The sequence below is a fragment of the Paenibacillus sp. FSL R5-0473 genome (assembly GCF_038004565.1).
GTDB lineage: Bacteria > Bacillota > Bacilli > Paenibacillales > Paenibacillaceae > Paenibacillus > Paenibacillus amylolyticus.
Genome location: NZ_JBBORL010000001.1, coordinates 3,443,376 through 3,464,337 on the forward strand (window position 1 = coordinate 3,443,376; position 20,962 = coordinate 3,464,337).

Below are 20,962 nucleotides of genomic sequence, written 5' to 3' on the forward strand. Positions count from 1 at the left end.
AAATGCTCAATCTGAATGATTTTCAATGATTACAATGAGTTCGTTTGTCTCGCAGGTTTGGATCAGATCAGGCAATTACTGCTTCCTCATCTTCCAGTTTAACCGAAACGAGCTTGGATACACCGCCCTCTTCCATTGTAACACCGTACAGCACATCTGCCTCTTCCATCGTACCTTTACGATGGGTAACAACGATAAACTGTGTCTGTTCGGAGAATTCACGCAAGTACTGGGCAAAACGTACCACGTTAGCTTCGTCCAGCGCTGCCTCAACTTCATCCAGCACGCAGAATGGTACCGGTTTGACATGCAGAATAGCAAATAATAAAGCCATCGCCGTCAAAGCCCGCTCCCCACCGGATAACAGTTGCAGGTTTTGCAGTTTCTTGCCTGGTGGCTGAGCCACGATATCTATTCCCGTTTCAAGCAAGCGCTCCGGGTCCATCAGAACAAGGTCAGCACGTCCCCCGCCAAACAGCTTGCTAAACACGGTACCGAACTCACGGCGGATGGCATCAAACGTAATCTTGAATCGCTTCGCCATCTCGTCTTCCATTTCCCGAATAACCTGATACAACGTTGTTTTAGCTTCCACCAGGTCATTCTTCTGTTCACTCAGGAATTCGTATCGCTCATTGACTCGCTGGAACTCCTCAATCGCTCCCAGGTTCACATCACCCAGGGCGGATATACTGCGCTTCAGCTTCTGTACCTCTGCCTGTGTATGCTCCACGTCTTCCGGTACAGGATAACGCTCTTTGGCCAGTTCATAGCCCAGTTCGTATTCATCCGTCAGCTTTCGCAGTATATTTTCCAGCTCAACATCCAGCCGGTTCACGGAAATTTCCGTCTGTCGCGTCTGTTCTTCCACAGCTTTTAACTGCGTGCGCTGTTCCTTCGTTTCGCTCTCGGCAAGCTCAAGCTTTTTCGACAACTCACTTCGGGCAGCACGTTTGAAGTCCAGCTCTTGGGAAGCTTCCGCTTTTTTCAGCTTGTACTGGTTCAGATCTTCAATCTGTTTAACACTCTCGGTCTGTGTTTTCTTGAGATCTGCTTCCATTGAAGCCAGCAACGTGCGATTCTGACGAAGATCTTTCACCAGCGACTCCACTTCCCGCTCCAGACGTCGCAATTGTTCTCCATTGGAGAATCGCTCCTGATCAAGCTTGCCTTCGCGCACTTTCAATTCGGTGAGTTGGCTCTGCAATTCTTCCTTCGCGGATTCATTGGCTTTCCGAGCAAACTCAGCTGCATGAATGGCACGATGAGTCGCTTTTTCTTCCTCTTCAAGCTGCTCCAGCTTCTTCACAGCGACGATCCGAGCCGTATCCAGCTCTTTGATCTCTTCGGTAAAGCCGCTCTTCTCCTGCCCGGCAACGGCAACCTGTTCAAGCACATGGCGAAGCTCATGCTCTACCTGTTTCATTTCCATCGAAGCCTGCTGTTCTGCATTTCGGGTATCATCACCGGACTGACGAAGTTCATCCAGTTTGTCCTGACACTGTTCCAGTTGGACTTTTACATCATCCACACTGCGATGCAGTTTCACGATTTGATTTTCCGTATCCAAAATATCCTGGTCGAGTTGGTCCAGCTGCCGTTTCCGGCTGAGCAGACTCACATTTTTCTTGTGCTGGCTACCACCTGTCATGGAACCACCCGCATTGACCACGTCACCTTCAAGTGTCACAACCCGGAAACGATACTGACAGCGAGCCGCAATTTTATTGGCGACCTCCAACGTTTCGGCAATAATAACATTACCGAGCAAGCTGCCAATGATTGAAGCATATTTGGATTCGAATTGTACAAGATCAGCACCGATCCCCACAAAACCCTCCATACCTTCAATCATAGAACGTTCAGCCGCTCCAATGGCACGAGGACGAATGACATCCAGAGGCAGGAACGTTGCACGCCCCAACTGGCGTTGCTTCAGAAAAGCAATTGCCTGTCTGGAAACTGATTCATTTTCCATGACCACATGCTGCAAGGATGCTCCCATTGCTGTTTCTACCGCAAGTTCGATCTTCTCGGGAACTTTGACGAGTTCAGCCACAGCTCCATGAACACCGCTCAGCGTACCTTTACGTGAAGCCTTGAGAACCTCCTTGACACCCAGCATGAATCCGTCAAAATCATCCTGCATCTCTTTCATCGTATCGCGGCGGGAAACTTGAGCTTCACGCTTCTGTTCCCATTTACGGACCGTACCCCGACTTTCTTCAAGCAGCTTCTGCAGCGACTGGAGTCGTTCACTTTCCGTAATGTATCCACCACGTAGATCACTGATTTCTTTGCCCAAGCGAACAACATTTTTCTCAATGTCCGTTTTGCGACTCTCCAGTGTCTCTTTCTGCTCTTCCCATTTGCCTGATTCTTCAGCCGCGCGATTCATTCTGCGCTCCAGCGTTTCTTTCTGCTGATCCACATAACGAATTTCATTGCGTGTCTGAGCCATCTGATTCATCAGTTCCAGCAAATTGCCTTTGAGGCTTTCCTCTTGCTGCTGACTAATGCCACCTGTGACACCGATGAGTTTGGCTTCTTCCTGAGACAACTGATTTCTCACATCATTCAGTTCATGCTCAAGCTTGCCAAACTTCTCACGCAGTGCAAGCAGCTCGGTTTCCCGTTCGCGATGTCTCTCTTCACTGGCGGCAAGCGTTACTTTGAGCTGCTCCTGATTTGTTTGCAGATGGTGCGAGCGCTCCTTGAGCAATTCTCCAAGTCCTTCACTTTTCTCTGTCGCTTCACTGAATTGCAATAAAGCGGCTTGCAGTTGCTCTGTCTCTGTTTCCAGGATACGCAGCGCATTCCGATCATTTTCCAGCTTGGCATCATGCGTAGAGACAATCGCCGCCAGTCCAACCTCTTCCTGTTTTAGCGATTGCAGGCGCTCATTTGCCTTACTCCAGGACGCATGAATCTGTTCGATCTGGTACACATACATGGAAATTTCCTGCGATTTGAGCTGAGAACGAAGTTCCTTATAGTGGATCGCTTTCTCCGATTGTTCCTTTAGCGGGCCAATCTGATCTTCCAGTTCAGTCACCAGATCATGAATACGCAGCAAATTTTGCTCTGTCTCATCCAGTTTGCGCGTCGCATCCCGCTTGCGGGATTTATATTTAACGATACCTGAAGCTTCTTCAAAGATACCTCTGCGATCCTCTGAACGGGTACTCAGAATCTCTTCGATTCGCCCCTGTCCAATAATCGAGTAGGCTTCCTTACCGATGCCGGTATCCATAAACAACTCCGTGATATCCTTCAAACGACAAGATTGCTTGTTGATAAAATATTCACTATCTCCGCTGCGATGTACACGACGAGTCACCGTCACCTCACCAAAATCCAATGCAAGTGCGTGATCCTCGTTATCAAGCGTTAGCGACACCTCACCGAAATTAACGGCTTTCCGTGCGTCACTGCCTGCAAAGATGATATCTTCCATCTTGCCACCACGCAGCGACTTGGCACTTTGTTCCCCCAGAACCCAGCGGATTCCGTCCGATATATTACTCTTGCCACTTCCGTTCGGACCTACAACAGCCGTAATGCCACGAACGAACTCCATCTCCGTTTTGTCGGCGAATGACTTGAATCCACCCAATTCAATCCGTTTTAAAAACATAGGGTTTCTCGTCACCTCCTCTTGCAAATTTCAAGTATTGCATTCCAGCGCCTAACTAAATTGAACCAAAATAAAGTTCACTTATTTAGTTAACGATCAGGTAACCTTCTCCTGAACCTCTTTACAAAAAAAAGAGCAAAAAGCAGTCCGGCCGATTACTTCCGCCGGGGCGGACCCGCGGGCTGCTCTTTGCTCTTCGTTTGTCTATGCGCTATCGGTTAAGCTCCGGCTTCCGGAAGCTTCAGTCGATCAAGTGCTGCAGATGCAGCCTGTTGTTCCGCTTCCTTTTTGGAACGTCCTGTACCTCTGCCAAGTCTTTCTTGACCCATATGGACCTCCGAGACAAACTCACGTTCATGGGCAGGTCCCCGTTCCTCAACGATACGGTATTCCAAAGCTCCCATATTGTGATGCTGAGTAAGTTCCTGCAGTTCCGTTTTGTAATCACTCATTTGCAGCTTGCTGCCCAATACAATTAATGGGAAGACATGCTGATCAAGAAATGTCCGAACAGGCGCAAGCCCCTGATCCAGATACAATGCACCAATGAAAGATTCAAACACATCTGCCAGCAGAGCCGGCCGTGTCCGTCCTCCAGTTAGTTCCTCACCTTTACCAAGAAGTACATACTGCCCAAAACCCAACGCTTCAGCAAATTTGACGAGGGAAGGCTCACAGACAATGGATGCCCGCAGCTTAGTTAATTCACCTTCCGGACGGTTAGGATACAAATGATACAAGTACTCCGATACAGTCAGTTCCAGCACGGCATCGCCCAGAAACTCCAGACGCTCGTTGTCCTGATGCTGACTGAACCGGTGTTCGTTTACATAAGAAGCATGGGTAAACGCTTGTTTTAAAAGCTGCCTGTTGTCAAATTTGATTTGAAGTTTATGTTGTAACTGCTTCAGATCTTCACTCAAACGAACTAGCCCCTTATGCTTCAAATTTTTTGAGAATAATGGTGGCATTGTGACCGCCGAATCCAAATGAATTGGACATGGCAATATTAACTTTGGTTTGACGTGGAACATTTGGTACATAATCCAGATCACATTCCGGGTCCTGATTTTCCAGGTTAATCGTTGGAGCCAGTGTCTGATGTGTCAGTGACAATCCGCAGATAACCGCTTCTACACCACCAGCAGCGCCAAGCATGTGGCCCGTCATGGATTTAGTGGAACTCACGGCGAGCTTGTACGCATGATCACCAAACGCCTTTTTGATCGCAAGCGTTTCGGATCTGTCGCCTACAGGCGTCGAAGTTCCGTGTGCATTAATGTAGTCCACTTCTTCAGGCTCAATGCCCGCATTACGAAGTGCCATCTTCATGCAACGTGCTGCTCCATCCGGATCTGGTTCTGTCATGTGATGTGCATCACCTGTCAGACCGTAACCGATCACTTCACCATAAATGCGTGCACCACGTTTTTGAGCATGTTCCAGGGATTCCAGAATCATAACACCAGCGCCTTCGCCCATAACAAAACCATCACGTTCTGTATCAAAAGGACGGCTTGACTTCGCAGGATCATCATTACGTGTAGACATTGCGCGCATCGCACAGAACCCTGCAAGACCCGTTGGTCTGATTGTTGCTTCTGCACCACCACAGATCATGGCATCTGCATCACCATTGGCAATAAGCTTGAAGGAATCTCCGATGGAGTGTGTACCTGTTGCACAAGCGGTAACAACGTTAATGTTAGGACCTTTGGCACCAAGAGAAATGGACATTTGGCCTGAAGCCATGTTGGAGATCATCATGGGAATAAAGAATGGGCTTACCCGTTTTGGACCTTTTTGCAACAATGCATTATGTTGGTCCTCCCACGTACCCAATCCACCAATACCTGATCCGATGGATACACCGAAACGCTCTGCATCAATATTCTCGTTAATTTTCAGACCACTGTCTTCAACAGCTTTGAAGCCGGCTGCCACAGCGAACTGTACAAAACGGTCCATTTTGCGAGCATCCTTGCGATCCATATATTCTTCCGGGTTGAAATCCTTGATCTCGGCTGCAATCTGTGTCGTGTATTCACTAACATCAAACGCCTCAATCTGAGAAATTCCGGACTTTCCTGCCATTAAACTGCCCCAGAACGTTTCCAAATCTTTTCCGAGCGATGTCATTACGCCCATTCCGGTAATTACTACTCTTTGTTTCAAACCGAGTCACCTCTATATCGACTGCATTACGCAAGTATTTTGTGGGAATATCCGCAAACAGACATCTACTCAACCAAGATAGGCCTGTTTGAGTAGAGCAGCTTGCGGAATGAGAAAAACCAATGAATGATGAGAAGTCCCGCCTGTTCGAAAACATGTGCGGGACTAAAAATGACTTTAGGTATGAGATTGTATGTAGTTTACAACTTCACCTACGGTCGTGATTTTTTCTGCATCTTCATCAGAGATTTCCAAATCAAATTCATCTTCCAATTCCATGACCAATTCCACTACATCCAAAGAATCAGCACCCAAATCTTCTTTGAAAGATGCTTCAAGTGTAACTTCAGCTTCGTCTGCGCCCAAGCGGTCGACGACGATGCGTTTTACACGCTCCAATACATCGGACATCCGGTTCACCTCCTTCTTTGGTATTATACGAGAATCGCAGGCAAAATGCCATAGAAGACATATGCGGCTCCCGGCCGGGGAACCCGGCCTTTTTCCGGCATTTCGGATCGTCCAGCGCCTGTTCCCCGACTATTGTTCAAGTCCGGGAAGAATTACATGTACATGCCACCATCGACATGTAGCGTCTGCCCTGTCATATAAGATGAAGCCTGTGAAGCCAGGAAAGTGACTACACCGGCGATTTCATCCGGCTGACCCAAACGGGACAACGGAATACCACTTAGCATACCGTCCACCAGCTCCTGGGACAACTCTTTTGTCATATCTGTCTCAATGAATCCTGGTGCAACACAGTTAACTGTGATTCCACGAGAAGCCAGTTCACGAGCAGATGCCTTTGTCAGGCCAATGACACCTGCCTTGGCAGCAACATAGTTCGCTTGTCCAGCATTACCGAGCACACCTACAACCGAGGAGATATTGATAATTCTTCCCGACCGTTGTTTCATCATTGGACGTGTAACCGCCTTAAGGCAGTTAAACACACCTTTGAGATTGGTTTCAATAACCTGATCGAATTCTTCCTCTTTCATACGCATGATCAGATTATCACGGGTAATTCCAGCATTGTTCACCAGAATATCAACGTTGCCCCATGCTTCGAGTGTAGCTTTGACCATTTGTTCAGCTTCATCCATCAGGCCAACATTGGCTTGAAGTGTAATCGCCTTGACTCCTTTGGCACGAATCGCTTCCGCTACTTCCTCAGCTGCCGCTTGGCTACCCGCATAATTCACGGCTACGTTCGCTCCAGCTTCTGCAAGTGCCAGTGCAATACTGCGCCCAATGCCCCGGGATGCCCCGGTAACGAGTGCATTTTTACCTTCTAATGGTTTAGACATAATCATTCCTCCTTTCCCCAAATCTATATCAGTTCAACCAAAGAATGTTTACACTTGCCACTCCGATGACAGAATAAACTTCCGATCGCTGTTATCCCCAGATTTTTTTGATTCCCTTTTATAAAGGGAAAATCCGGTGATAGCGTATGCTTCCGATGTAGCTTTCTTTCAGAAAGCTTTTAGGCGAACACTCCGCTTCTTCAGGTTTTTTCTGTCCTCTCCGTTCTCGTGTAAAAAGTTTAGTTTAACTCATATAATTCCTTCTAATTCACTTGCCGTTGCTTCGAGCGTTTCAAGACTGTTCACATTGTACAGTTTTACGGTTTTATCTGTTTTTTTAATCAAACCGGTCAATACACTGCCAGATCCAATCTCGATGAACGTATCCACACCTTGCTCAATAAGCCATGTCACACTGTCTTCCCATAATACAGGAGAATAGACCTGAGCTGTCAACAAATCCTGAACCTGTCCATCCTCTGCAGGTCTTGCAGTCACATTAGCGACTACAGGGACCGCTGCCGGTGAGAACGTAACGGTTTTCAGTTTCTCTGCCAGCTTCTCAGCCGCACCCTTCATCAATGAAGAGTGGAACGGACCACTTACTTCCAATGCAATGGCGCGTTTACCGCCTGCTTCTTTCACTCGTTCCGCAACAGCAGCTACGCCTTCCTTCACACCAGAAATGACGATTTGTCCCGGACAATTAATGTTGGCAAGTTCAACCGCATGACCACTTTCAGATACGTCACGGCAAAGCACCCCCAGCGCTTCCCGATCCGCACCCAACACAGCAGCCATCGCTCCTTGTCCACCCGGTACTGCCTGTTCCATATACTGACCACGTGCCCGCACAGTGCTCACTGCGTCAGCAAACGAAAGAACGCCCGCTGCCACCAGTGCACTATATTCTCCCAGACTGTGTCCAGCCGTATAGTCAGGCTGAATTCCTTTTTCTTTGAAAGCTTCTAGCAAGGCAATACTTGCTGTCAACAGAGCCGGTTGTGTATTTGATGTCTGTTTCAACTCGGTCTCCGGTCCTTCAAATACAAGGTTGCTCAGCGAGAAACCCAATGTTTCATCTGCTGTGCGAAAAATTTCGGTTGCCGCAGGCACGGACTCATACGCGTCCTTGGCCATGCCTACAGCCTGTGATCCCTGTCCGGGAAATACAAATGCTATTTTACCCATCTCATTCATCTCCCAGATGTCTATTTTACCAAACGAGTACCGATGCACCCCATGTCAAACCGCCACCGAATCCAACCATCAGAACGGTATCTCCGGCTTTCATGCGACCTTCCTCCGCTGCTTCTACCAGAGCAAGCGGTATGGAAGCAGCAGATGTGTTTGCATACTTATCCACGTTGACTACAACCTTTTCTTCAGGAAGTTCAAGTCGTTGCATCGCAGATTGGATAATCCGAATATTCGCTTGGTGAGGAACAAACAGATCCACATCCGTACGCTCCATACCAGCCTTGCGTAATACCTCAATGGTAGCCGTCCCCATGACACGTACCGCAAACTTAAACACTTCACGACCGTTCATGTTGATGTAATGTTTTTTATTTTCAACGGTCTCTGCAGTAGCAGGCAGACGGGAGCCGCCGCCTTCCATCTGAAGAAGACTACCGCCCGCACCTTCTGCGCCGAGATCAAATGCTTTGAATCCGCGACCTTCCGGAACTTCACCAACAACTACCGCCCCTGCTCCATCACCAAAGAGGACACAAGTGTTACGGTCTGTATAATCCGTAATACGAGACAAGCAGTCCGCACCAATGACAAGTGCATTGTTGTACATACCGCTTTGGATGAAGCTCGTAGCACTAGCCAAACCGTATACAAATCCGGAACAAGCAGCCGACAGATCAAATGCCGCGGCACCTTTTGCACCCAATTTGTCCTGCAAGATGCAGGCTGTCGATGGGAACGAAGAATCCGGAGTAATGGTTGCAACAATAATCAGATCAAGATCACTGCCTGTCATACCTGCAGATTCAAGGGCTTTAATAGCCGCTTCATATGCCAGATCAGAAGTTGCCTGATCGGGTGCAGCGATGTGACGCTCTTTGATTCCTGTACGACTGACGATCCACTCGTCATTGGTATCGACCATTTTCTCCAGATCGCTATTTGTCAAAATTTTCTCAGGCACATATTTCCCTGTACCAATAATCCCTACTGGGCGCAAATTATTCATATCGTCACTCACTTCCCGCTAATTTCCTTAGATATGCTCTCTACCAGCTGATTCTGCACTGCAATCCGAGCTTGGCGCACAGCATTTTTGATGGCATTGCCATCAGCAGATCCATGACTTTTCACAACCAGTCTGCTCAAACCGAGGAGTGGCGCTCCGCCATGCTCCGTATAATCCAGCTTTCGTTTCAACCCACGCAGCTCAGGCATTAGTACAGCTGCAGCCAGTTTACTTTTGAGAGAAGATGAAAATTGTTCCTTAAGCAAGGCGAAAATGGCACCTGCTGTGCCTTCCAGCGACTTCAGCAGGATATTTCCTGCAAAACCGTCACATACAAGCACATCACAAGCACCAGTCAGCACATCACGTGCCTCAACATTACCGACAAAACGAATTGGGAGTTGTTCCAGTAAAGGGTATGCATGTTTGGTCAACTCATTTCCCTTGCCTGGCTCTGTTCCTACATTGAGCAAGCCCACTCGTGGGGACTCAATGCCCTGTACTTTTTGCCGATACAAACTGCCCATCAAGCCATATTGTGCAAGGTGCTCCGGTTTGGCATCCATATTCGCTCCTAGATCCAGCGCAAGCACACCTACATCATCAATCGTTGGAATCATAGGCGCAAGCGCCGGGCGTTCAATGCCTGCCATGCGACCTACAACAAGCAAACCCGCTGTCATGAGCGCTCCAGTATTGCCCGCCGAGATCATCGCGTCCGCTTCGCCCTCTTTCAGCATGCGGCCTGCGACCACCATGGAGGCATCCTTTTTGCGACGCACTGCTTTGACGGGTTCATCATCCGAACCAATAACTTCGGAAGCATGCCGGACCGTAAGATTGGCAGGTCTAACACCTGACTGACTCAAAAGAGGTTCCAGCTTGGCTTCATCGCCGATCAGGACGATCTGTGTATCCGCCCATTCCGTGGCTGCGGCAATCGCACCTTCTACCGTTGATGCAGGTGCATTGTCGCCTCCCATGGCATCAATGACGATTTTCATTCCAAATGACCTCCTTCTCCGCTGTCTTCTCCACCTGAATGGTAGATTACAAAGTTGCCTTGAAACACCATTTCTTCACCTACATAAGTGAATACTTCCACTTTGGCTTTGCCCTTTTGACCCGGAATCGATCTCACATAAGCCTTTGCAATACATTTCTCTCCCAAATGAACCGAACGGACAAAGCGAATGTCTGCTGATGCAGTCAACGCGATCTCGTCATTAATAATCGCTACAGCCAAGGAGTTGGCCTGTGCAAAGACATAGTGTCCGCGTGCAATCCCTGTTCTGGAAAACACGTGTTCTTCCTTAATCTCAAACAGGGAAATCCCGCTCTTATCCAGTTGCAGATCCACAATATCACCGATAATCTCATGCAAGGGCAACGAGCGTACCTGATCATACGAGAGCTCTGCCATCAGTTTCATCCGCTCCCGAAGTTCGGGTATTCCAAGTTCCAGCCTGTCAAGACGAATCGTCTGAATACTCACCTTCAATTGGCGTGTAAGTTCCTGATCCGTCACAAACGGGTTCTCTTCTATCATTCTGGTTAACTGCTGTTGCCTCTGTCTCTTCGGTACACGTTCGATGCCTGACACCCCCCGCTGTATCGTTTACGGAACCGTCCCGTCCGGCCAGTTCAACCATTCTTTCGTGTTGCTTCTATAGTTGCATCCCTGGTCACCAGGGTCGTTCTCAAACGGATTGTGGTTCATCTATATGTAACGTCAAATCTTAGAACCTGGTACTAAACTATAGTATATCTCATCCCGTGTCAAAAAGAAAGACTGGCCTAACAAAAACAATTCACCCTTCTAGTGCAAGGATTTCATGCTTGTTAGCTCACTCTACCTACACTCTCTAATCCAAAAAAAGTAGCACCTCATCGAAATGAAGTGCTACTTAATGTCCAACTATTATTGAGAGATGATCTCTCTTGCTTTGTACGTTCCGCACACTTTGCACACGTGGTGACTAAGTTTAAGTTCGCCACATTGTTCACATTTCACCATGCCCGGTACAGCCAATTTAAAGTGAGTGCGACGTTTGTCGCGACGCGTCTTGGACGTTCTCCGTTGAGGTACTGCCATTATTCCCACCTCCTTATCAAAATCAACCTTTGCAGGTAGTCTTAAAATGTTCGATTTTCAATCATGCTCATTTAAAAAAATCCTTGAGCCCTGCAAGCCGCGGATCAATAACCTCGTTATCACAACCGCAGTCACCTTCGTTCAGCTCATGGCCACACTTGGGGCATAACCCTTTGCATGTATCGCTACATAGCGGTATAAACGGAAGATCCAGCAGAAAAGCTTCCTCGGCATAACCCTTCAGATCAACGGTATCTCCATCCACATAGAGCGTATCATCGTCTTCGTGTAATCCCTCTGGCTGTTTTCCCTGCTTGAATTGCTCATGAAAATCAATATGAAAATGTTCATTGATTGGCTTGAGACAACGGGAGCACAACATGTCCACTCCTACAGTCAGCTTGCCATGAACATCCACAACGTCACCTTCTCTGAATTCTGCAGATAAGTCCGCAGTCAGCGGGGTAACGGCTGTGATATCTTGTCGGTTAGAAACCAGTTCCTTGATCTCCCACTGTTCATTAAACTTCAGGGGACCATCACTGGTAGCCACTTTGCGAAATGGCATTAACATTTCCATCACTCCAAACGAAACCAATTTCATAATTCGTATCAAACGTATCACGACAGTTATACAGGTCAAGCCTGCTTTTGTAAAGCAATAAATCCTGACTGTATGTATTCTGACGAATCTTCGTTAAAAGTATTATGAAATTGACTTAACAAACAAAAATCATTATACCGATTTTTCAAGACGTTTGTCAACACTTTTAACTTTACACCCTTTTTAAAAACACTGACCGCACAGACGTTTACTCCATCTGGTCTATTATAGACTCACTTTAAGATAAATCACAAGTCGTCATTTTAGTTGTAGTTCCTTGCAAACACCGGTCACATTTCGTTAACGTTTAGTGTGATCTATATCACATAGACCCGCTTGTCCCCTATCTATACTTGCTATAAACCGAAGCACGATCAGCTCCATGACCGATTTATTATCCAACTATTTCATATTATATCGGGAGGGAAAATGTATGTTAAGCGAGCACACAATTAGAGTCATTAAATCTACAGTACCTGTACTTGAAGTCCACGGCGAAGCGATCACACGCCATTTCTATGAAACGATGTTCACAGCTCATCCGGAACTACTGAATATTTTCAATCACGCAAATCAGAAACAGGGACGACAGCAAGCCGCCCTCGCCAATATGGTATACACCGCTGCCCTGCATATCGATAATCTGTCCTCCATCCTGCCTGCCGTCCGGCAAGTTGCACATAAACATCGCAGCCTGGTTATCGTTCCCGAGCAATATGTGATTGTTGGCACCTATCTGCTTCAAGCCATCAAAGATGTACTTGGAGACGCGGCAACGGATGAAATTATCACGGCGTGGGGCGAAGCCTATAATGTCATTGCAGACGCCTTTATCGGGATTGAACAGGACATGTATACAGAAGCGGAAAACCAGACGGGTGGCTGGGAAGGATTTCGTACCTTCAAGGTTGCCAAGAAAGTGCAGGAAAGTGAAGTCATCACGTCCTTTTACCTCGTTCCAGACGATGGTCAGCCCATTGCCAGTTATGAACCGGGACAATACATCAGTATCAAAATCAAACCAGAGGCACAGTCATTTACCCAGATTCGTCAGTATAGCCTTTCAGATACCCCGGGTAAACCCTACTATCGCATTTCCGTTAAGCGTGAGCGAGGTGTATTAGAGCGTCCTGACGGAGTTATCTCTACGTATCTCCACGATCACATTGAAGAAGGCAGTCTGGTGGAGCTATCCGCTCCTGCTGGGGACTTCACGCTGAATGCAGACGATAAACGACCTGTTGTTCTCCTGAGTGGTGGTGTCGGTCTAACGCCCATGATCAGTATGTTAAATACGCTGGTTAACTTGAATGAAAATCGCAACATTACATTTTTGCATGCAAGTCCCAATGGTCAATCGCACGCGTTCCGTGATCATTTGAACAGTCTGGCCAAACGTAATCAGGGCGTTAAAGCTTATTATTGTTATACTCAACCTGAGAATGCTGATCGTGAAAATGAGTATTTTCATAAGGAAGGTTATATGGATGCGGTCTGGCTTCGTCAAGTGATTGATGAACTGGATTCCACTTATTATCTGTGCGGACCGGTTTCGTTCATGCGGGCAGTGTATACGGAACTTCAGGCGCTAGGTGTTGCAGCGGACAACATTCATTATGAATTTTTTGGGCCAAAAGCAAGTCTGTCTCCCGCGCCGGAAAGTGTCTAAGCGTGCTGAGATTGTGAGATGTGATTAGCCTAACTTCTTCCTACATGTATAAGTGTATAGGTAAGTGTACTACTACGATGATTTATTAAGATGAAGAAGCCGTTCTCCGATTATCGAAAATGTGTAATATACAATAGATTTGCAGGCACAGTCTGACATCTGCTGATGTTGGATTTGTGCCTTTTTCTTGTCTGAATTGGTGCATGATTTGATCTAATACATGACATCCCCTATGATGGAATGGATGTTATACATACTCGGTTATCCAATCGAAAGGAGTACGTCTAATCATGAAAGCCGTAGGCGTTATTGTTGAATATAACCCCTTGCACAATGGGCATGTCTATCATTTGCAGGAAGCACGGCGGCTAAGCGGAGCAGACGCCGTTGTCGCAGTTATGAGCGGCCCTTTTCTCCAGCGTGGCGAGCCCGCCATCGTGGGTAAAAGGGCACGCACCGAGATGGCGCTGCACGCAGGCGCGGATCTCGTGCTTGAACTGCCGGTTGCGTACGCGGTCCAACCGGCCGAGTGGTTTGCCTTCGGTGCGGTCTCGCTGCTGCACCGCACCGGCGTTGTGGACTCGCTCTGCTTTGGCAGCGAGTCCGGCGACCTGGACAGCCTGCAGCGCATTGCGCGCGTGCTGGCTGTGGAGCCCGCAGGGATGCGCGAGGACATCGCGCGCCGCCTGCGAGAAGGCGCCAGCTACCCCGCCGCGTACGCAGGCGCGGCGGCGGCGCTGGCGCCCGGCGGCGTCGATGCTCAGGACGCCGCTGCACTGCTGGAGCAGCCCAACAATTCGCTTGGGCTGCACTACCTGATCGCGCTGCAAAGACTTGGCAGCGCGATCCAGCCCTTTACGGCGGCGCGTACCGGTGCCGCGTATCATGAGGCGACGCCCGGGCCGGGGGCGATCGCCAGTGCAACAGCCGTCCGCCGCCTTCTGATGGCGGACGGCCCCAACGCCGCCGCGCCATACGTGCCGGCGGCAACCCTTGCCATTCTGCATCGCGAATGGCAGGAAGGGCGCGCTCCCATACACTGGGAGCGCTTTGCACAGCCGCTGTTGCACCTTGCGGCCACCCGCCGTGCCTCCGAGCTGGAACGCATCGCCGAAGTCACGGAAGGCCTGGAACACCGGCTGAGCCGTGCACTCGCTCAGCTCCCGGAGCCTTCAGTCGAAGCACTCCTGAATGCAATGAAGACCAAACGATACACACGCACCAAGCTCCAGCGTATGCTCGCACACCTGCTCCTGAATCACACCAAAGCCGAGTGTTCACCAGAGCAATTGGCTGCCGGACCCGGATATCTCCGAGTCCTCGGATTTAATGCTCAAGGGCAGAGCCTGCTTAAACAAATGAAGAAAACCGCCTCACTGCCTGTTGTACTGAAACCGTCGACGTTCACACACAATCAACTTGAACTGGATATACAAGCTCAGGTTGCGTATGGGCTCGCTTGCGAGCATAAGGACACACGCAAGATGTTTAGTGACTACTATGAGTCGCCTGTGAGACTGTAATCCGCTTTTGACCATAAGCTTCATCTCTATAGAGCTTTTTATTCCATCATCAACCAGATCATTGATATCCACTATTCGACACTCAACTATATAATTAAAAAATCCCCTTGCTGCGCGCCGCTCAGGGCACCTCGCAACAAGGGGATTTCCTTATTCACTTCTCTTGTTCTCTTAATTCTTTTTCTCTTAAATCTTTTGGGTATCTCTACCCCTTTGGGTCTAGTGAGTCTGTTGATCTTCTCAAATCTCTTGATCACACTTCATTCCACTGTAATCAATTATTCCGATTTTATCCGTTCTTTATCCATCCGGTTCAACGTTGGCTCGATCTCTTCCCGCCCGTTTAAAATCCTATGATTTTACGGACAAGGATTTCAAATAAGCCAGCGCATCATCCACCGTGCTTACAGGCACAAGTTTCATTTTGGTGCCGATCTGTTCAGCCTTGGCTGCTGCTTCTTTATAGTTATCCTTCGGTACAAAGAAGATCTCCGCTTCTTTTCGATCAGCGGCTACAATCTTGTGTACTACACCACCAATGGCACCCACCACACCCTCCTTGGTAATGGTACCTGTACCCGCTATTCGATGCCCCTTGGTCAGATCTCCAGGTGTTAACTGGTTATAGATCTCCAACGTAAACATCAAGCCGGCAGACGGACCACCAACCTGAGTATCGGTGAAGGAGATCTGTTTGTCTGGCTCTTCAGCTTTCACCTTCTGAACCGTACCAATCATTACTCCGAGTCCCGGGCGGGTTTCACCCGTTTTACTGTCTTTTACCTGAATCAGTTTCACGTCCCGGCTAATGGTCTCTCCACCACGTTCCAGTTGCATTTCAACCGTATCTCCGACCTTTTTATCTTTTAACTCGGCAGAAAGCACCGTATTATCCGGCGTAGCTGTTCCGTTCACTCCCAGAATGATATCTCCCGGAGCAATGTCTCCTTCCGGTTTTGGATCTTCGGACAGTCCAAATACAAAGATATGTTCAGGTACAATAGAGTAAGGCACACCAGCCTGCTCATATGCAGCCTCCATTGCGGAGGATTGTGAGTCACTCATGAACCACACCTGTTCGGCAGAGTATTCCGCTTCGCTTTTGCCGCGCAGTCGGTCTTCCTTTTTATCCACTTGAGCATTTTTATTGAACAGAGAGGTTCCTAGCAAAAACACGTTGGCATATGTTGCCGACACGGTTGTCATCATGAACACACCGTGTTCTTCCTGGTCTCCGCCCTTAACGGTTACCATTGGTTTTACTTCATCTGCACTGCCAGGCATATATATGATATACGGCGTTGGCATGTACACGGCAACATAGACGACCAGAGCCACCACGATCACAAAGATCGAAGCTCTGAATCCGCCAGATTTCCGAATCCGATTCATCGCATGAGCCTCCGTTCTTTGTATCTCTATATAAGCTGAACTCTACACTAATCAGCAATCGTAATTCCACCTTGTGAATACTTCCATTCGTCGGTTAGATTCACGCTCTTTGTAATGCAGATACTCAGCTCATCTTGTTTAATCATTTTTTTCAAGTCTAACACTCTGGTCCTTGTGCATACAATGGTACAGGCCGGATAGGCCGCTGTATACAATAGCCTGTCCGGTCAAGGCCGAACCGCCCTTCGGGCGTCATTCGGCCGTCCATAACGATTCAGATGCCAAATCGGCGTTATCTGATATGAGGTGAAACGATGACATTACAGAGCGAGGTTAGAGATTCTGGCCCGTTACGAACGATAATCCTAAGTACCGGCGCTTTAATGTTGGTCATTGCGGTAGTTGCGTCCCCCAAAGAAGCGTTTGATGCCTCTATTCAAGGTCTGGATATATGGTGGAAAATCATCTTCCCTGCCATGCTCCCGTTCCTCATGTTATCCCAAATGCTCACTGCGTTTGGCTTCACCCACGCGATCGGCGCCTTGCTTGGACCGTTAATGCAACGCTGGTTTAGACTCCCAGGCAACGCAGGTCTGGCAATTGCCGTTGGCATGTGCGGCGGATTCCCCGCAGGAGCAGATGCGGTATCCCGTTTATTTCAGGATAGACAAATTACCGCCAAGCAGGCGGTTGTCCTTGCGGCGGCATCTCATTTTGCCAATCCAATGATGATCATACTGGTCGTTGGTGCTGCTTTTCTCCACCAGCCAGCGGCCGGATATTTTCTACTCGTGGTCCACTGGATCAGCGGTTGGATTGCTGCCATTCTTGCCACGCGTCTCCTGCCAGCACCGGGTAAACAGAAAGACAGGGTTGGCTCGACAGCCTTACAAGCAGATAAGAACTCTCTTGATTCTCAGCCTGCAAGTCCTGCAAGTTCCACAAGTCGCTCATCTGCCCCCCACCATGCTACGAACAAACGACGCAGTATATGGTCTGATATGATGATTGCAGCGAGGGAAGCACATATTCGTGATGGAAGAGGATTTGGCAAACTGCTCGGTGACACCGTATCCCAAGCTGTGCAGACCTTAATGATGACTGGGGGATACATGATCGGTTTTGCCGTATTTATCCGGTTGGTCTCCCTTTATCTGACTCCCGGGTCCTCTGCTGCGCTGTGGCCAGCCTTCTTCGAGCTTCACCTCGGCACCTATCATTTGAGCCAGACTTCATTAACACCCATGCTGCTCATGTCTCTACTTGCAGCCGTTCTGGGATGGGGTGGTTTATGCTCCCATCTGCAAGTCTCTGCTGTCTTGAAAACAACTGGTCCGGGCAGCAAATCGATGTTGTACTTTGCCGGAGTTCGTCTGACTCATGGATTCATCGCCTTTTTCATCAGTCTGTTCCTATGGATGCCGTTCAGCCGTTATAGCACAGAAGTCTGGACCACATTACAGACGAATGCAGAGCAAGACCTCTCGACACCATTCGGTTGGCTACTCATACATAGTCCAGGTAACACATACACGATCACCACCATTTGGAGCATCTTCCCTGCTGCATGCATGGGACTTGCGTTACTTCTTGCAGTCATGATTAGTCTATCAGGTCTTACCTTCTGGTTTAACCGCCGGTTTTCTCGCTGATTTTCTGACGGAGCGCAGCTTCCACTTCAGGTGAGACAAGATCTGTAACATCTCCATGATAATGAGCGATTTCTTTGACGATGCTGGAACTTAAATAGGAATACTTCGGATTTGTCATCATAAATATGGTTTCCGCATCCGGGTTCAACTTGCTATTGGTCGACGCCAATTGCAACTCGTATTCAAAATCAGTTACCGAGCGTATACCACGAACGATGACCTGAGCTTCCTTTTGCCGGACGTAATTGGCTGTCAGATCGCGGAAACTGTCCACTTCGACATTCGGTAGATGGCGGGTTACTTCCGTAATCAGTTCCTTGCGTTCCTCCACCGTAAACAGCGGATTTTTGCTCATATTGTTCAACACAGCCACAATGACGCGATCAAATTGCTTCGACGCTCTGGCGATAATATCCAGATGCCCCATCGTTACGGGATCAAAACTTCCAGGATATACGGCGATCCGTTCCTGTCGATGTATCATTTCAGTCATGAGGAGCCTCCTCTTCCGGTGTAATGGATTCTCCATCTTCAACTGCTTCTGGCGCATAATAATAGATGGATACTGCCGTCTCCCCATACAAAGCCTTGCGCGTTTGTTCAAACGGGCCGAATTGCTCAGGGTAATCATGTTTGGATTCATATTCAAGCACGATGGTTGCTTCGGGTTCCAGAAGTTCCAGTTCGTGCATGGTTAACATCAACTCGTGCCCGTTCTTCATGCGATATGGCGGGTCGAGAAACACCAGATCAAATGTTGTGCCTCGCTTGGCGAGTGCCTTCAATGCTCGACCTGCATCATTACGATATACGGCCGCCTGGTCTTCCAGCTTGGTTGCCTTCAGATTCATGCGGATGACTTCAATACTTTTCGATTCCAAATCAACAAAAACAGCCTTGTCCATGCCGCGGCTCAGCGCCTCAATACCGAGACCTCCACTGCCTGCAAACAGATCCAATGCTGTGCCGCCCTCAAAATAAGGACCAACCATGCTAAATAACGCTTCCTTCACCTTGTCGGTGGTTGGCCGCGTACCCGTGCCAGGAACAGCCTTCAGCGGCCTGCCTTTTGCACTCCCAGATACCACTCTCACTTGACGAGTCACCTTTTCTCTATGTAAGTTTATTGATACGACTATCGTACCACATTCGGGTTCGGTTTGAAAAATGTGCGGTCTTCATTTCCCTTGGAAAATTGTTGACGAATTGTTGACGCATATGTATAAAAAGGAAACAATCGGGCGATTCTATAATTATCGACATCACAAGTGTCGTAGACAACCGCGGAGAAGACTTACGTTTCCCCATAAGCTCTTCGTCCGGTTTCTCCTCTCCCATGAAAAAGAAGCTCTCGAAAGAGGGCTTCTTTTTGTTGTTTATGTTTTAATTTATTTTGCTAGTTATATTTTTCGTCAAATTCACTTATTTCTGCTTCTTCTTCAGTCTGCAACCATCCGATCTCCCTCAGCCACATGCCCATATCTGCGATAAACTCATTCACTTTTAAATGTTCAATATTGTATTTCTGGATCTTTTCACTTAAAAAAGCATAAAACTCATGGCTTAAGACATACCGTTGTTTGCTTTTGCTTAATGTCTTATAACGATCCTCGCTGACCACCAGATCAAAATAGATGACATTCTCCTTCTTCACATGTCTGACCGTCGACTTCCTCTCATATTCTTCAGGAAGACACCTGAAAACAAAGAAGAGTTCAATATCAACTATTTTATATTTGCTTTCTGCTTGATCAAAAACAGACTGCAACTCATCCGAAAGATTGGCAACCTGCGTTACACCTGAAGTATCCGTTGATTTTCCGAAGATCATTATTGAAATCCTCCCGTTCATTTTCACCATTCATAATCATACAACTAGAAAAGGTTGACTAGTGATGTAATCTCCGTCAACCTTTCCTATGTTCATCCTTCTTGTACCTTACCCCAACGTAGCAAGAGCTTACGAGTTCAGCTCTCGATGTTTCCGATTAGACCTTCGCAAATTGATCAATGGAATGATAAGTAAAACAACCGGCAAGAGAAGATTTATCGAACCCGTCTTAATCATCATGAAGGTAATAAACAACACGGCGAGCCAAGTCATAATCTCCGTCATTTCATATTTGGTTAACGTCAGCTTGAATGCTTTTTTCGAAATGAAACGAATCAAGAAATAAGCGATCAAGCTATAGAACAGGATCATTCCCAAGATAGCAACTAGGATTATGAGGTACATATCCACCATAAAAATCTCACCCGACCCTTATATCATTTCCTTAATTTTGCTTTACTTCTCTTCAACAACAATCGTTGCATTATAGATCACAACACGTTTCCCATTGAGATCAAATAATACTTTATTGCCGTATTCCGTATCTTCCACGTCAATCTTGCCATCATAGGTCTGAATCAATTCACCATTATTGCTGTACACTTTAACAACCCTCTCCAGGCCACCCGAGTTATTGGACCTCATTGTTTTGAGTGCACGTTCACCTGAAGCGGTATTGAAATACCATATGAAACATCCAACTATGATGCCCAAGAAGACCAACACCGTCACCCATATACCTGTCTTTGCTTTTTTACTCATCTTGAACCCCCCTCTTATGTTTCCTGTCTCGTACATTACGAGGTTGGAGAGAGAACGGTTTCATACCAAGCCTCCCAAGCTGTTCGTTGACATAACAAAACAG

20 protein-coding genes are annotated in these 20,962 nt (G+C 47.8%); 3 read left to right on the forward strand and 17 right to left on the reverse strand.

Going from position 1 to position 20,962, the window contains the following annotated elements; all coding sequences use genetic code 11:
* Positions 1–67: 67 nt before the first annotated feature.
* The 11 genes from smc to MKY28_RS15035 all read right to left on the reverse strand — a co-directional run bounded on the left by smc (position 68) and on the right by MKY28_RS15035 (position 12,000).
* Entirely contained in the window at positions 68–3,637 is a 3,570-nt protein-coding gene (gene smc / locus MKY28_RS14985) for a chromosome segregation protein SMC (protein WP_340936296.1), read from the reverse strand.
* Between the two features lie 218 nt (positions 3,638–3,855).
* Complete coding sequence (gene rnc / locus MKY28_RS14990; protein ID WP_036670338.1) at positions 3,856–4,560, reverse strand: ribonuclease III; 705 nt, start codon at positions 4,558–4,560, stop codon at positions 3,856–3,858.
* Positions 4,561–4,573: 13 nt separating this feature from the next.
* Positions 4,574–5,812 carry a beta-ketoacyl-ACP synthase II gene (gene fabF, locus MKY28_RS14995; RefSeq protein ID WP_036609459.1) on the reverse strand — a complete coding sequence of 413 codons (1,239 nt, stop codon included), beginning with the start codon at positions 5,810–5,812 and terminating at the stop codon, positions 4,574–4,576.
* A gap of 177 nt (positions 5,813–5,989) precedes the next feature.
* Positions 5,990–6,223, reverse strand: a complete 234-nt coding sequence (acpP, locus tag MKY28_RS15000) for an acyl carrier protein (RefSeq protein WP_024630176.1) — start codon at positions 6,221–6,223, stop codon at positions 5,990–5,992.
* 152 nt (positions 6,224–6,375) lie between these two features.
* Positions 6,376–7,125, reverse strand: a complete 750-nt coding sequence (fabG, locus tag MKY28_RS15005; RefSeq protein WP_017689228.1) for a 3-oxoacyl-[acyl-carrier-protein] reductase — start codon at positions 7,123–7,125, stop codon at positions 6,376–6,378.
* A gap of 249 nt (positions 7,126–7,374) precedes the next feature.
* Complete coding sequence (gene fabD / locus MKY28_RS15010) at positions 7,375–8,316, reverse strand: ACP S-malonyltransferase (protein WP_076249833.1); 942 nt, start codon at positions 8,314–8,316, stop codon at positions 7,375–7,377.
* 25 nt (positions 8,317–8,341) lie between these two features.
* A complete protein-coding gene (locus tag MKY28_RS15015; RefSeq protein ID WP_036610885.1) occupies positions 8,342–9,331 on the reverse strand; it encodes a beta-ketoacyl-ACP synthase III in 990 nt (329 codons plus the stop codon).
* An 8-nt stretch (positions 9,332–9,339) separates the two neighbouring features.
* Entirely contained in the window at positions 9,340–10,335 is a 996-nt protein-coding gene (plsX, locus tag MKY28_RS15020; RefSeq protein ID WP_047842458.1) for a phosphate acyltransferase PlsX, read from the reverse strand.
* A complete protein-coding gene (gene fapR, locus MKY28_RS15025; protein ID WP_047842457.1) occupies positions 10,332–10,880 on the reverse strand; it encodes a transcription factor FapR in 549 nt (182 codons plus the stop codon). Before fapR ends, plsX begins: the two co-directional genes overlap by 4 nt.
* Before the next feature lie 372 nt (positions 10,881–11,252).
* Complete coding sequence (gene rpmF, locus MKY28_RS15030; protein WP_017689233.1) at positions 11,253–11,426, reverse strand: 50S ribosomal protein L32; 174 nt, start codon at positions 11,424–11,426, stop codon at positions 11,253–11,255.
* Between the two features lie 67 nt (positions 11,427–11,493).
* A complete protein-coding gene (locus MKY28_RS15035; protein WP_339198889.1) occupies positions 11,494–12,000 on the reverse strand; it encodes a YceD family protein in 507 nt (168 codons plus the stop codon).
* 463 nt (positions 12,001–12,463) lie between these two features.
* Here MKY28_RS15035 and hmpA point away from each other — a divergent pair, with 463 nt between their 5' ends.
* Both hmpA and MKY28_RS15045 read left to right on the forward strand, forming a co-directional pair.
* Positions 12,464–13,699, forward strand: coding sequence for an NO-inducible flavohemoprotein (gene hmpA, locus MKY28_RS15040; RefSeq protein WP_340936297.1), 1,236 nt, complete (start codon positions 12,464–12,466; stop codon positions 13,697–13,699).
* A 290-nt stretch (positions 13,700–13,989) separates the two neighbouring features.
* Positions 13,990–15,222: a nucleotidyltransferase gene (locus tag MKY28_RS15045; RefSeq protein ID WP_340936298.1), complete on the forward strand. Its 1,233-nt coding sequence runs from the start codon at positions 13,990–13,992 to the stop codon at positions 15,220–15,222.
* Between the two features lie 351 nt (positions 15,223–15,573).
* Here MKY28_RS15045 and MKY28_RS15050 read toward each other — a convergent pair whose 3' ends face one another.
* The gene (locus tag MKY28_RS15050; protein WP_340936299.1) at positions 15,574–16,614 is read right to left on the reverse strand and encodes a SepM family pheromone-processing serine protease; all 1,041 of its coding nucleotides are present in this window, start codon (positions 16,612–16,614) and stop codon (positions 15,574–15,576) included.
* A gap of 314 nt (positions 16,615–16,928) precedes the next feature.
* Between MKY28_RS15050 and MKY28_RS15055 the strand changes: the two genes are divergently transcribed.
* On the forward strand, positions 16,929–18,266 hold the full coding sequence (locus MKY28_RS15055) for a nucleoside recognition domain-containing protein (RefSeq protein WP_340936301.1): 1,338 nt from the start codon (positions 16,929–16,931) through the stop codon (positions 18,264–18,266).
* On the opposite strand, the gene coaD is transcribed toward MKY28_RS15055, so the two are convergent.
* The 5 genes from coaD to MKY28_RS15080 form a co-directional block, all read right to left on the reverse strand.
* Positions 18,244–18,750, reverse strand: a complete 507-nt coding sequence (gene coaD, locus MKY28_RS15060; protein WP_085981453.1) for a pantetheine-phosphate adenylyltransferase — start codon at positions 18,748–18,750, stop codon at positions 18,244–18,246. The genes MKY28_RS15055 and coaD overlap by 23 nt on opposite strands.
* A 1-nt stretch (position 18,751) precedes the next feature.
* Complete coding sequence (gene rsmD, locus MKY28_RS15065) at positions 18,752–19,360, reverse strand: 16S rRNA (guanine(966)-N(2))-methyltransferase RsmD (protein ID WP_036609474.1); 609 nt, start codon at positions 19,358–19,360, stop codon at positions 18,752–18,754.
* A 302-nt stretch (positions 19,361–19,662) separates the two neighbouring features.
* Positions 19,663–20,097, reverse strand: coding sequence for a hypothetical protein (locus MKY28_RS15070; RefSeq protein WP_100529374.1), 435 nt, complete (start codon positions 20,095–20,097; stop codon positions 19,663–19,665).
* A 129-nt stretch (positions 20,098–20,226) separates the two neighbouring features.
* Complete coding sequence (locus MKY28_RS15075) at positions 20,227–20,475, reverse strand: hypothetical protein (RefSeq protein ID WP_340936302.1); 249 nt, start codon at positions 20,473–20,475, stop codon at positions 20,227–20,229.
* Positions 20,476–20,553: 78 nt separating this feature from the next.
* The gene (locus tag MKY28_RS15080) at positions 20,554–20,859 is read right to left on the reverse strand and encodes a hypothetical protein (protein WP_017689244.1); all 306 of its coding nucleotides are present in this window, start codon (positions 20,857–20,859) and stop codon (positions 20,554–20,556) included.
* Positions 20,860–20,962: the final 103 nt, after the last annotated feature.

What these genes read in the sequence shown, in the direction of transcription:
- fapR (WP_047842457.1), bottom strand. Translation starts at nt 10,880, where the DNA reads ATGATAGAAGAGAACCCGTTTGTGACGGATCAGGAACTTACACGCCAA.
- MKY28_RS15070 (WP_100529374.1), bottom strand. Translation starts at nt 20,097, where the DNA reads ATGATCTTCGGAAAATCAACGGATACTTCAGGTGTAACGCAGGTTGCC.
- plsX (WP_047842458.1), bottom strand. Translation starts at nt 10,335, where the DNA reads ATGAAAATCGTCATTGATGCCATGGGAGGCGACAATGCACCTGCATCA.
- smc (WP_340936296.1), bottom strand. Translation starts at nt 3,637, where the DNA reads ATGTTTTTAAAACGGATTGAATTGGGTGGATTCAAGTCATTCGCCGAC.
- MKY28_RS15050 (WP_340936299.1), bottom strand. Translation starts at nt 16,614, where the DNA reads ATGAATCGGATTCGGAAATCTGGCGGATTCAGAGCTTCGATCTTTGTG.
- acpP (WP_024630176.1), bottom strand. Translation starts at nt 6,223, where the DNA reads ATGTCCGATGTATTGGAGCGTGTAAAACGCATCGTCGTCGACCGCTTG.
- rpmF (WP_017689233.1), bottom strand. Translation starts at nt 11,426, where the DNA reads ATGGCAGTACCTCAACGGAGAACGTCCAAGACGCGTCGCGACAAACGT.
- coaD (WP_085981453.1), bottom strand. Translation starts at nt 18,750, where the DNA reads ATGATACATCGACAGGAACGGATCGCCGTATATCCTGGAAGTTTTGAT.
- fabD (WP_076249833.1), bottom strand. Translation starts at nt 8,316, where the DNA reads ATGGGTAAAATAGCATTTGTATTTCCCGGACAGGGATCACAGGCTGTA.
- MKY28_RS15055 (WP_340936301.1), top strand. Translation starts at nt 16,929, where the DNA reads ATGACATTACAGAGCGAGGTTAGAGATTCTGGCCCGTTACGAACGATA.
- MKY28_RS15035 (WP_339198889.1), bottom strand. Translation starts at nt 12,000, where the DNA reads ATGTTAATGCCATTTCGCAAAGTGGCTACCAGTGATGGTCCCCTGAAG.
- fabG (WP_017689228.1), bottom strand. Translation starts at nt 7,125, where the DNA reads ATGTCTAAACCATTAGAAGGTAAAAATGCACTCGTTACCGGGGCATCC.
- MKY28_RS15080 (WP_017689244.1), bottom strand. Translation starts at nt 20,859, where the DNA reads ATGAGTAAAAAAGCAAAGACAGGTATATGGGTGACGGTGTTGGTCTTC.
- hmpA (WP_340936297.1), top strand. Translation starts at nt 12,464, where the DNA reads ATGTTAAGCGAGCACACAATTAGAGTCATTAAATCTACAGTACCTGTA.
- MKY28_RS15045 (WP_340936298.1), top strand. Translation starts at nt 13,990, where the DNA reads ATGAAAGCCGTAGGCGTTATTGTTGAATATAACCCCTTGCACAATGGG.
- MKY28_RS15015 (WP_036610885.1), bottom strand. Translation starts at nt 9,331, where the DNA reads ATGAATAATTTGCGCCCAGTAGGGATTATTGGTACAGGGAAATATGTG.